Raw genomic sequence first — 11,713 nt, forward strand, 5'->3', positions numbered from 1 at the left:
TGTTCCTCCGAATTCAATGGCTGGAAGGCAGTCTAGCAAAGGTGGGTAACTCTGTAAACGAAACTACTAATTTGTGCAGGGCCACGTATTAAGGCGAAATTAGTTTGCTCCGTGTCGTGCGGATGTTTGCTCGCTTCCCGCCATCGATGCTGATTTCCGGTATCTTATGATCCTTTCAACCAGTCTTTTTTGGATACTGTTCCGTACCCATTTCGCGCAGCGCCCCTTTCGGGTCGTGCTCAGCCTCGTGGGAGTGTCGTTGGGAGTTATGGCGTCAGTGGCCATCACGACGGCGAACGTCGACGTCCTTCGTTCGTTCGAAGAGGCGGTCACCGCGGTCGCTGGGCCGGCGACGTTGGAAGTGCTTGGGGGAGATCTCGGAGTCGATGAAACAGTGATCACAACGGTGCGGGCAGTTCCAGGAGTGGTGACTGCCGTCCCGGTGATCGAGGACAGTGTCGTGATGGTGCAGGGGGCGCGTCGGGGTGAAGCGGCGCAGCTGTTTGGGTTGGACTTGATTGCAGAGGTCGGTACGCGCGGCTTTCGGCTTCACACAGCGGGAAATCAAGAGGCGTTAGAGCAACTGCTGGCTTCCAATACGGCCTATCTCGGACCAAAACTGGCTGAAGACTGGCACCTTACCGTCGGAAGCCCGTTCGAAGTGATGGCTGGCGGCCGGCTCGTGCGGTTGCAAGTGGGGGGGCTGCTTCACGGCGAAACAACTCGCTCTTCCGTCTGGGATCGGGCAATGCTTATGGATATCGCTGCTGCGCAGGTACTGTTCGGATCGATCGGGCAGTTGGACCGAATCGATGTGATTACAACACAGGACCGCCCCGTCGAAGACGTTCAAGCTGCCTTGCGAGCCGTGTTGTCCCCACACCTGATCGTCCAACGACCGACCCAACGAACGAAGCAGGTCGAACAGATGGTACGGTCGTTCCAGCTCAACGTGCGCGTGTTGAGTTGGGTGGGGCTGCTCGTGGGCACCTTCCTCATTTACAACACGACGGCCTTTATGGTGGCTCGACGACGGCGTGAGATCGGGATCTACCGCGCGCTCGGCATGACGGAACGACGAGTCGCTTCACTATTTCTCGCCGAGGCCGGATTTCTAGGGATGGTTGGCGGAGTCACCGGAGGAATCTGTGGGGTCCTGCTGAGCCGGAGTCTGATTTCTCTGGTCAGCCGGACGATCTCGGATCTCTATGCGCCGGTCTCACCGAGCACTTCAGCGCTGGTCTTCGATCACCACCAATGGTGGTCGCTCACCCAGGGGATTCTCCTGGGTATGATCGTTTCGATGATCGGGGCGTGGGGACCGAGCCTGGATGCGAGCCGGACCATTACGGTTCGAGCCTTGGCTCCGGGGGATTACGAAGTGACGCAGCAATTGCGGCTCTCACGATTCGCATGGACCGCCGTCATCCTCGCTTGTTTCGCGGGGGTCTTGTCGTTGCTGAATCCTGTTGGCGGACTTCCGGTATTTGGATATCTCGCGACGTTGTGTCTGTTGGCGGGGCTCGCCTGCGCTGCACCGGTCTGTATTCAAGCGCTTGGATTTCGTCGTCGACGTAACCAAGCAGTCTTACTTGGGCTTGGGGGCAGCCTGAGGCTGATCGCCATCGACCATGCGGCGCGTCACCCCGGCCGCAATGGTGTAACAGTCTCGGCCTTGATGGTCGGGTTGGCGATCATGATTGGTGTTGTGGTGATGGTACGGAGCTTTCGCCAGACAGTGCAAATCTGGGTCAGTGAAACCGTGATCGCGGATATGGTCGTGGCTCCGCCGGCTTGGTTGCACGGTCGACATGCGGGTCAGGCATCCCGGGCACTACCGGGAGCCTGGGCTGCCAAGCTGGCATCGATCGACGGGGTAGCGGCAGTCGATACCTATCGCGATGTGCACGTGGATGTGCAGGGCCAGTCGGTTGCACTCATCTCGAGAGACCTTCGGCTTCATGCCGAGCGCAGTCGCTATCTCGTGATCGAGGGCGATTCAGCTACTGTGCTACGACGTGCCGCCGAGACTGGCGGGGTCTTGGTGTCGGAGGTGCTCGCCAACCGACTCGGTGTCCGGGAGGGATTGTCCGTTGCCGTCACGACGCCTTCTGGCGTCAAGAACGTGCCGATCGTGGCAAGGTTCTATGATTACGCGACTGATGGTGGAAAGATGGTCATGGATCGGGCTCTGTATCAGACCCTCTGGCATGACGACCGCGTGACCGTCTTCCCGATCTATTTGCGCACAGGGGCCGATGGGGATGCGATTCGCCGGTCGCTTACACAACGACTGGCGGTGGACGAACGAGAGAGCTTCTCGCCGCTTGTTATCAGCAACGCCGAGTTGCGTCGCGAGATTCTCGACATCTTCGACCGAACCTTCGTGCTGACGTATGTGCTCGAAGCCATCGCGGTCTTGATTGCCGTGTTGGGGATCGTGAATACGCTGGTCACCGCGGTGTTGGAACGGCGGCGGGAGTTAGCCACATTGCAAGCGATCGGCGCAAGTCCCGCTCAGGTCAAACAATTGGTGCTGTGGGAAGCGGCATATCTCGGCCTGCTTGGAGCGGTGCTCGGGGTAATAGGGGGAGTGCTGCTGGCGGTCGTGCTCATCAAGGTCATCAATAGACAATCCTTTGGCTGGACGATTCAGATGACAGTCCCGATCGACGTTCTGGCACAGGCCGTCCTCTTAGCGCTTGGAGCGGCACTCATAGCAGGGTACTGGCCAGCCCACTGGGCTGCTCATCAACCAGTCGTGGAGGGGCTACGAGAGGAATAACAAAACCTTACGGCTTGATGTCCAACCATTCCCGCACGTTGCATTCCGTGCATTGCCCGAGAACCGCCTGGATCTGCTCCTTTTGATCGCATCCCTTGAGTTCATCTAAAAGATTTGTGCGCATCTCATACAAGTTAGCGGGATCGTGAGCGAAAGGCAGCACACCAACAGCGCCGATCTTCCCTTCCCGAAGAAACCGGATCGCGCTGATTGCTTGTGAGACATCCTCTGAGCGCCACCGTATGGCCTTCACATGATCATGGGCAGTCTTGAGAGGAATATGAACGGTAGGCCCTACGAGAGCGATTCTGGCGTGATCCAGGTCAAGTTCCTGCGATTTGATCGTGATAAGCGCAAACCACTTTTCAAGTCGATCGACGCATTGAGCAAGGAGTTCATCGTGTCTCAACGGGTCCTTTCCAGCGGCGCGAGGATGGCCAAGGTTCAGGTGTAGCAGCGAGAATCCGACGAGAGCCAGGCATGTGAACATTCGCTGGATGGTGCGTCGCAACGGAACTTCTCCTAGGAGGTGAATACCCTTCGAAGGTACGAAGCACTTCGCATCAGACAGAAGAAAATCCCGGGGATGTTTCAGCCCGCCACCGGATGCCGGTAATCGACCTCGATTGCAAAACCCAAGTCCTCAATCATGCTCCAGACTTCTGGAGCCGGCTGGCCGGGCGTCGTCAGGTAGCCATTCACAAAAACGGAGTCAGCCGGGTAGAGCGCCAGCGGCTGAAGGCTGCGGAGATTATGCTCCCGTCCGCCGGCGATGCGGATTTCAGTTCGTGGGTGGAGGAACCGGAACAAGCATAGAACTTTAAGGCATCGTTGCGGAGTAAGATGACGGCAATGTTCCAAGGGTGTCCCCGCGACAGGATGAAGGGTATTCACCGGAATCGAATCGGGCCTCACGTCCCGCAGGGCCATTGCCAGGTCAATGAGATCCTCATCTTTCTCGCCCATCCCGACGATGCCGCCAGAGCAGATTTCGAGACCAGCGGCTCGGGCGTTTCGGATCGTGCTGAGCCGATCCTGAAACGTATGTGTCGTGCAAATTGAAGCGTGATAGGCTTCGCTGGTGTTCAGGTTGTGGTTCACGCGATCCACACCGGCGGCCTTCAGCCGCCTGGCCTGAGCTTCATTCATGAGACCGAGAGAACAACAAATCTGAATGGGAAGGTCTTGCTTGATGGATCGCACGGCTCCGGCGATTTCATCGATCTCGCGGTCTAAAGGACTCCTGCCGCTGATGACAATGCAATACCGCTGGGCCTTCGAGGCGGCAGCCTGTCGCGCTCCTGCGATCATCTGTTCCTGGGGCAATAGATTGTAGCGTTCGATGGGTGCGGTGGAGACAGCCGACTGCGAACAGTAGTGGCAGTCTTCCTGGCAAGCCCCGCTCTTCGCGTTCATCAACATTTGAAGACGAACGGTCTTCCCAAAGTAGCGGGAACGGACGGTGAAAGCGGCCTGGAGAAGCGTGAGCAATTCGTCGTCCGGCGTATCCAAAACGGCCTGACATTCCGAACGACTGAGCCGTTCGTCGAGGAGGGCTTTGTTTGCTAACTGTTGATAGTCGACCATCAACGGCTCCTTCGCACGCTATGGAATGACGGAACTGCGATTCTTGGATAACGGACGGGACGTGGGGAACCTACACGGTTTCGAAGGGAGAAGCAATGCCTTGGTAGGGGACTGTGCGCACCGGTGTTGGACGGTCGTCTGGCCCCCCGGTCGCTTGGGCGCTCTCAGGTCCGGGCAGCGAGACGAAGGTATTCCAGTTCCCGCAGCGCCGGCACCGGCCGGCCCATTCGACCGATTCCTGCTGGCACGCGGTGCACACGTAGGGGACGACGACGCGCTTCTTGAAATGGAGGGCTTTTTTCAGTTCGATGACGGCCTGTTCCATGTGCTGCTTTCGCAAGAACAGGTTGGCCATGATTTTATGGTAGTCCATCATCTGATCCTGCGGACCCTCAATCGTTGAGAGTAGATCGAACGCTTCGTCGATCATTTCGAGCCGGTAGTAGAGTTTGCCCAGGTAGAATTGCAAGGCGGTGTTATGAGGATCCTGCTGAAGGGCCTCTTGGTAGATCCGGATTATTTCACTGGGCTCACCCTGCTCGAGAAAAAACTCTTCGAGCCGATGCAGGATGATGATGCTGCGGGTTTTGGCATAGACCTTCTTGAGAATTTCGACTGCGTCCTTCGTTTTACCTTCGCGGATTAGGATCTCGCCGAGCCCGATGTACGCCGGAAGAAAGGTGCGATCCTTTTTGATGGCGCCGCGGAAATAGCGCCGGGCCTTGTCCGGATGTCCTCGTTCGAGCAACTGGCGTCCGACTTCGTACATGCACCCGGTCAGGAGATGAGTTTCGGTTCGTCGCTCCGATTCGGGTAGAGGCGCCTTCACCAGTCGGTGCTGGATCTCAAGCGCGTCGCTCCATTTCTCCAATCTGATGAGAAGATCGCGCTTTCGAATCAGAGCCGTCAGGTTGTCCGGCTCGATCTTGAGGATTCGGTAATAGGCTTGGAGCGCATCCTCATAACGTTTGGCGCCTTCCAAATCCTTCGCCAATTCCAGCAGGACCTCGATATTCCGGTCGTCGATTCGATTGGCGTGCTGGTGCAAGCGGATCGCCTCGGCGAAGTTGTTCTCTGAACGATAAATATTGCCGAGCCAAAGCAGCGAGTCGGTCCGATTCGGGTCCATGGCCAGCGCTTTCTCGAACAACCCGATGGCATCGGCTGTACGTTTTGACATAAAGGCGTGAGTTCCCTCGCGATGGAGGGCGTCAAGTTTTTCTCTGCGCCGAAGTATTCTTGTGTTACGCCAATTCCCGATCACATGCACGGTTTGACGCATGCCGACGGCGAACGCCACAAGGACGGCTCCGACGGCCATGGAAAAGACGACCAAGGTCACAGGGCTGAGTTCGAATTGAATTGACGGCCCTGTCCGAATCGTAAGGGTTCCGGGATTAAGTTCTCGGAAATAGCTGTAGACAAAGATGCCTGTGCTGATCAGGAAAATAGTGACGAGAAGTCGCAGCATGTCATCAGACCTGCTTCGTCGCGCGCGTTTTCCGTACTTGTCGAACCCATGGTGTCGTCATCGGCCGTGAGACCGATTCGTCCGGCACACGAACACGCTTGGCGTCGGCCCACAGCCGTTCCAACGAGTAATGCTGGCGAATATCGTGACGAAAAATGTGAGCGACGACATCGCCGAAATCGATCAGAACCCACGGTGAAGAGGCGGTCCCTTCAATGCTCAACGGAGCGGAACCGGATGAGGACAAGATACCATCCACATGATCGGCAATGGCACGAGTCTGCCGGTCAGATTCCGCTGAACCCAGGACCAAGTAGTCGGTGACAGAGGTCAGTTTCGCAACATGGAGGACAACGACATCCGTGGCCTTTTTGTCGAGCATTGCCCTTGCGACGGCGAGGGCAGTGGCCTTCGATGTTCGTGCGATCGGTGTCCCCTCAGTAAAGATGATGCTGAATTATATAAGATTCTACGGATGGCGGCAACAGATTCGTCACCGGCTGGCTCTGTCGTACTCTGTTCCTGATATCCGAAGCAGAGACAGGGGTTGGAGGAAGATGGACACAGATGAGCTGTTGATGTGGGAGCGGGACGTCGAGCCTCGACCTCCGCCCTTCATCCAAGTCACCGAGCGGTTCTTTCGGAATCGCTGGAAGCAGGGTTATGCGTGTCAAAGATTGGAAGGAGATGCCTGGTCGTGAAATCACCACGAACGAACAGAGGGTCAGGAGTGTTGCTGGTTCCCTCCAACTCGGAAAGTCCAAGAACGCGTCGAGACCGATAAGGAAAAACAGGCTCGTCCCTGGGCCGTATTGCTGTCGCAATGCTCGAATGGTGTCGAGCGTGTAGGACTTGCCGGGACGATTGATTTCTACGGTTGAGACAGCGAAGGTGGGATCGGAGGCAATAGCCAGACGGACCATTTCATATCGGTCCTTGGCCGAAGCCAATGTCCCTACAGGCTTATGTGGAGGATCTCCGGTGGGAATGAAGAGAATTTGGTCGAAGCCGAGCAGGTCCTGCGTCTGTCGCGCAATGGCCAAATGGCCGTTGTGGACGGGGTTGAAGCTGCCTCCCAGTAGCCCAACACGTGTGAGACCCAAGAGTTCAGTGCCGGGCGCGACGGAGGGAGGTTCAGAATCATCAGAAATCATCGCTCAGCACTAGAGAATCACAAGATTATCGCGGTGGATCACTTCCTCATACTCTTGGGGACCGATCCGCGAGTGAATCTCAGCCGTCTTCAGCCCTTTGATTTGCGCGAGCGTATCGGAGGAGAAATTCACCAACCCTTTAGCAAACTCCTTGCCATCGCGATCAGTACAACTGACTGGATCGCCGGCGTCGAAGGAGCCAGTAACACCGAGAATGCCGGATGCCAAAAGGCTCTTTCCCCGACGGGTTAGGGCTTCGACCGCTCCTTCGTCAAGAGTGAGGTGTCCACGGGCGCGCAAGGTAAACGCGATCCAATGTTTGCGACTGGTCAGGCGACGTTCTTTTGCGGAAAAGAGTGTACCGCCTGCTCCACCGGACAAGGCCATGGGCAGGAGCCCCGGTTTCTCTCCGTTGAGGATCAGAGTGGCAACACCGTACTCACCGACTTTTTTTGCGGCTCGGATCTTTGTGGCCATTCCGCCAGTGCCTTCGAACGTGCTCGACATTCCCGCTCGCTGCTCGATGTCGCTGGTAATCTCCGGGACCACCGAGATCAATGTCGCCGCCGGATTTTTGCGAGGATCGTCCGTAAAGAATCCCTCCACATCGGACAAAATGACGAGCAGATCGGCGTCCACTAAGTGGGCGACGTCAGCCGCCAGCGTATCGTTATCACCTACCCGAATTTCGTCCACCGCCACGGTGTCGTTTTCATTGATGATAGGAATGACGCCGAAGCCGATCAGCGCTGTCAACGTGTGCCGGGCATTCAGAAAACGGCGCCGGTCGGTCAGATCATGATGAGTGAGCAGAATCTGCGCCACTTTGACTCCGCATCGCTCGAAGGATTTTTCGTAGGCCCACATCAGCCGGCTTTGTCCAACAGCTGCTGCGGCCTGTTTCACGGGAAGACTCTTCGGATACTCCTTCAAGCCCAGCTTCTTGATGCCGGAGACAATGGCACCGGATGAGACGAGGAGAATCTCTCGCCCTCCACTCCGAAGGGTCGCGATATCATCGGCAAGTCGGTCGATTTGGTCAGGGCGTAGTCCTGACTCTCGAGAGGCTACGAGGCTGCTCCCGAGTTTGATGACGATCCGCTTGGCGTGGCTCAGGAGTTCGTCTCGCATGGGGCATTTCTCAGGCTCTCGACCTGTTGTCCAACGTATGTCACTAATTCCGTCAGCCCATCTCTTGTCGCGGCTGAGATGGGGAAATACTTGTACCGATGGCGTTTGCAGAAGGTCTGCAATTGATGGAGACGTGTGCCATCACCCGTGATGTCGATCTTGGTCCCCACCACGGCGAACGGGCGCTCGGCCAGTGTTTCGTCATAGGCAAGGAGTTCCTTGCGCATGACCTCGAAGCTCGTGACGGGATCATCGGGAGCCCATTCCGAGACATCGATCAGGTGAAGCAGAAAGGAAGTGCGTTCGATGTGGCGGAGAAATTGAAATCCCAGACCTTTGCCTTCATGAGCCCCCTCGATAAGGCCTGGAATATCCGCCACGACAAATGAGCGATCATTCCCCCAGCGGACTACGCCGAGGTTCGGGGTCAACGTCGTGAACGGATAGTCGGCGATCTTCGGGCGCGCCGCAGAAATCGCAGCGATCAAAGTGGACTTGCCGGCGTTGGGAAAACCGACGAGCCCCACATCGGCAAGCAGTTTCAGCTCGAGTCGGAGCCAGCGTTCTTCTCCATCCGTTCCCGTTTCAAAATGGGTGGGGACGCGATTCGTCGAGGTTGCAAAATGGCTGTTCCCACGGCCGCCTCGTCCGCCGTGTGCTCCCACGAAAGCATCACCGGGTGCGACCAAATCCGCGACCGCCTCGTTTGTGCTATCGTCATACACCACCGTGCCGATCGGGACTGCGAGGGCGATGTTTTCCCCTCTCCTCCCGGAGCAGTTCGAGCCGCCGCCCGGTTCACCATCCTGAGCTTCATACTGCTGTTGGTAGCGCAGGTCCAGGAGCGTCGTCAATCTGGCTGAAGCCATCAACACGACATCTCCTCCATGGCCCCCATCGCCTCCGTCAGGCCCCCCTCGCGGGACGTATTTCTCCCGACGAAAGCTGCAGGCCCCGTCGCCTCCACGGCCCGCTTTGACGAAGATCCGAACTTCATCGACAAACATGAGGGCCGTCCATTACGAAATGATCCCATCTAGAAGCGAGACAGTATACCCCACTTCGCGCGAGAGCTGCGCGCGTTTCCCCGCTGTTTAGGAAACAGACTCTGTTAACAGAATGATGAGAACGTGGCTTACGAACTTGCAGGGGCAGGATAAACGCTCACTCTTTGGCGTGCGCGACCACCTTCAAACTTCACGACCCCTTGAATGAGGGCGAAGAGAGTATGATCCTTGCCCAGTCCCACGTTGAAGCCGGGAAAGAATTTCGTCCCACGTTGACGGACGATGATTGCCCCAGCCTTGACAGTTTCACCGCCATAGGCTTTGACTCCGAGATATTGAGGATTGCTGTCTCGCCCGTTTCGTGATGATCCGCCACCTTTATTTGTTGCCATGACATGTCCTCGCTAGGCTGTTTCGATGCCGGTAACGCGCAGTCGTGTAAATCCCTGCCGATGCCCACGGGTCCGGCGATAGTTCTTCCGCCGGTGCTTTTTAAAAACCGTGATCGACCTGGTCCGACCCTGGCGAATAATCTCAGCGGTAACCTTTGCACCAGTGACCAACGGTTGACCTATAACAACACCCTTGTCGCCATGGATGAGCCGCACGTGCTTCAATTCGATCGTTCCCCCGACGTCACCGGGGAGGCTCTCTACCTGCACCTGTGCTCCCGGCTCAACTCGATACTGTTTTCCGCCTGTCTCAATGATCGCGTACATGCTTTTTGCGCCTCCTCACGAAAAAACCTATATATCATAGGGACTTGAAGTATGTCAACGCAGCAGCCGCATCCCCGATCAGCTGGTCAGTCTCACGTAAGCAATTCTGAACCCCTACCAAAGGGCTAACCTGTTTGTGGGCTGTCGAAGCACGGTGTATCTGGGTATAGTCCAACTCGGTACGTCAAGATGCCGGGGGTATGGTCTGATGAATGAAATGACCAAACCGTATCAGCAGAAGAAAGTAACACAATTTATCTTAAGACCTTTCCGTCGAATTCCTACGTGGTGTGTCGTTCATTACCTTGGCGGTGAATTCATCGGAAAGGGCATCATGACGAACTTGTCTCAATCCGGTATGCGTGTCCAAGGGGACCATACGGTGACGCCCGGCATGCAGATCGCGATTCGGTTGATCTTTGCCGAGAACGGAAGTTCCCTTCAGATCGAGCGGGCTACGGTTCGGTGGGTAAACGGGTATGACTTCGGTCTCGAATTCGAACGCATCGCTCCAATGGCCTCGAAGCAAATCGCTCACGTCATCCGCACGAATGGTCGGTCGATTCACGCTCCTTTTTATTCTGTTTGATAACGCCTGGACTCAATGTCGCGCTGTGTCTACCGGTTTGCTTGACGCTTCTTCCGGCCCGCTGCTATAGTCCGCTCACGTACTCCCACATTTTTTTGTCACGATCTTAATGCTCGAACCAAGTGCCAAAATATGGATGGATGGTCGGTTCGTGAATTGGGCGGATGCCAACGTCCACGTGCTGACCCATTCGCTTCATTACGGCCTTGCTGCGTTCGAAGGGTTGCGGTGCTACAAGGGGAAAACCGGGTCAGCGATCTTCAAACTCCGCGAACATGTCGATCGGCTGTTCGAGTCTGCGCACATCGGCATGATGCAGATTCCCTACGACAGGAAGCAGGTGGCGGATGCGATCGTCGAGACTGTCCGTGTGAACCACTTGGACGCCTGCTACATTCGTCCTCTGGTATACATCGGCTATGGTGCGATGGGGGTCTATCCCGTTGAGAATCCCATCAAGCTGGCGATCGCCGCCTGGAAGTGGGGTACCTATCTTGGTGACGACGCCTTGGCGAACGGAATGCGTGCCCGGGTCTCTTCTTTCACTCGGCACCATGTCAATGTGTCGATGACACGGGGAAAAATTTCCGGCTACTACGTGAATTCGATTCTGGCGAAACGCGAAGCCAAAATAGACGGGTATGATGAAGCCATTCTCTTGGATCCCGAGGGTTATGTGTCTGAAGGGACAGGGGAGAACATCTTCATCGTACGGAGGGGGCAGATTAAAACGACTCCCCTCACTTCCATCTTGGAAGGCATCACAAGAAATGCTGTGATCGATCTGGCTCGGGAACAGCAGATTGCGGTCCTCGAGGAACGGTTCACGCGCGACGAGATGTATATTGCCGATGAAGTGTTCGTCACGGGCACGGCGGCCGAACTCACACCGGTCCGTGAAATTGATAACCGTCTCATTGGAACCGGAAAACCGGGCCCCATCACTCTAGCTCTTCAAAAGCGGTTTTTTTCGATCGTGCGCGGGGAAGATCCTACCCATGAGTCCTGGCTGACTCGCGTCTAGCAGAATATGGAAGAGCCGCCAGTTACACCTGCCGAGTTTCGACGAGTTTGGAGTGGAGGGCTGTTTCTTGTCGTTCGGTTCTCGTCGTACGCTCTCGAAGCGCTTCTGACCTAGCCCCCTTAATCCGGTCCACCCTGTATGTTAGGGTCGGGCCAAAAGGAGGGCCATATGCCACGTTTCCGTCACACCGTCGAACAGATCCTCGCCAAATTGCGTGAAGCCGAAGTCGCCCTGAGCAAGGGCCAG

The 11,713-nt window shown here is 56.4% G+C and carries 12 protein-coding genes; 3 read left to right on the forward strand and 9 right to left on the reverse strand.

Annotated elements, in window-relative coordinates:
* Nucleotides 1-166: 166 nt before the first annotated feature.
* Nucleotides 167-2,785, forward strand: coding sequence for an FtsX-like permease family protein (locus VEI50_10630; protein ID HXX75573.1), 2,619 nt, complete (start codon nucleotides 167-169; stop codon nucleotides 2,783-2,785).
* Between the two features lie 7 nt (nucleotides 2,786-2,792).
* Here VEI50_10630 and VEI50_10635 read toward each other — a convergent pair whose 3' ends face one another.
* The 9 genes from VEI50_10635 to rplU all read right to left on the reverse strand — a co-directional run bounded on the left by VEI50_10635 (nucleotide 2,793) and on the right by rplU (nucleotide 9,854).
* A complete protein-coding gene (locus VEI50_10635) occupies nucleotides 2,793-3,296 on the reverse strand; it encodes a hypothetical protein (GenBank protein HXX75574.1) in 504 nt (167 codons plus the stop codon).
* Between the two features lie 80 nt (nucleotides 3,297-3,376).
* The gene (bioB, locus tag VEI50_10640; GenBank protein HXX75575.1) at nucleotides 3,377-4,372 is read right to left on the reverse strand and encodes a biotin synthase BioB; all 996 of its coding nucleotides are present in this window, start codon (nucleotides 4,370-4,372) and stop codon (nucleotides 3,377-3,379) included.
* Between the two features lie 70 nt (nucleotides 4,373-4,442).
* Nucleotides 4,443-5,843 carry a tetratricopeptide repeat protein gene (locus VEI50_10645; GenBank protein HXX75576.1) on the reverse strand — a complete coding sequence of 467 codons (1,401 nt, stop codon included), beginning with the start codon at nucleotides 5,841-5,843 and terminating at the stop codon, nucleotides 4,443-4,445.
* Between the two features lie 4 nt (nucleotides 5,844-5,847).
* On the reverse strand, nucleotides 5,848-6,294 hold the full coding sequence (gene rsfS, locus VEI50_10650) for a ribosome silencing factor (GenBank protein ID HXX75577.1): 447 nt from the start codon (nucleotides 6,292-6,294) through the stop codon (nucleotides 5,848-5,850).
* Nucleotides 6,281-6,997 carry a nicotinate-nucleotide adenylyltransferase gene (gene nadD, locus VEI50_10655; protein ID HXX75578.1) on the reverse strand — a complete coding sequence of 239 codons (717 nt, stop codon included), beginning with the start codon at nucleotides 6,995-6,997 and terminating at the stop codon, nucleotides 6,281-6,283. The genes rsfS and nadD overlap by 14 nt, the downstream gene beginning before the upstream one ends.
* A gap of 9 nt (nucleotides 6,998-7,006) precedes the next feature.
* On the reverse strand, nucleotides 7,007-8,128 hold the full coding sequence (gene proB, locus VEI50_10660; protein ID HXX75579.1) for a glutamate 5-kinase: 1,122 nt from the start codon (nucleotides 8,126-8,128) through the stop codon (nucleotides 7,007-7,009).
* Nucleotides 8,110-9,135: a GTPase ObgE gene (gene obgE, locus VEI50_10665; protein HXX75580.1), complete on the reverse strand. Its 1,026-nt coding sequence runs from the start codon at nucleotides 9,133-9,135 to the stop codon at nucleotides 8,110-8,112. The genes proB and obgE overlap by 19 nt, the downstream gene beginning before the upstream one ends.
* Before the next feature lie 128 nt (nucleotides 9,136-9,263).
* A complete protein-coding gene (rpmA, locus tag VEI50_10670) occupies nucleotides 9,264-9,527 on the reverse strand; it encodes a 50S ribosomal protein L27 (protein ID HXX75581.1) in 264 nt (87 codons plus the stop codon).
* Nucleotides 9,528-9,539: 12 nt separating this feature from the next.
* Nucleotides 9,540-9,854, reverse strand: coding sequence for a 50S ribosomal protein L21 (gene rplU / locus VEI50_10675; GenBank protein HXX75582.1), 315 nt, complete (start codon nucleotides 9,852-9,854; stop codon nucleotides 9,540-9,542).
* A gap of 217 nt (nucleotides 9,855-10,071) precedes the next feature.
* On the opposite strand from rplU, the gene VEI50_10680 reads away from it, so the two are divergent.
* Entirely contained in the window at nucleotides 10,072-10,443 is a 372-nt protein-coding gene (locus VEI50_10680; GenBank protein HXX75583.1) for a PilZ domain-containing protein, read from the forward strand.
* Nucleotides 10,444-10,552: 109 nt separating this feature from the next.
* Nucleotides 10,553-11,467: a branched-chain amino acid transaminase gene (locus VEI50_10685; protein ID HXX75584.1), complete on the forward strand. Its 915-nt coding sequence runs from the start codon at nucleotides 10,553-10,555 to the stop codon at nucleotides 11,465-11,467.
* The last annotated feature ends 246 nt before the right edge of the window (nucleotides 11,468-11,713 follow it).

It is taken from the genome of Nitrospiraceae bacterium (assembly GCA_035623075.1).
Lineage (GTDB): Bacteria > Nitrospirota > Nitrospiria > Nitrospirales > Nitrospiraceae > DASPUC01.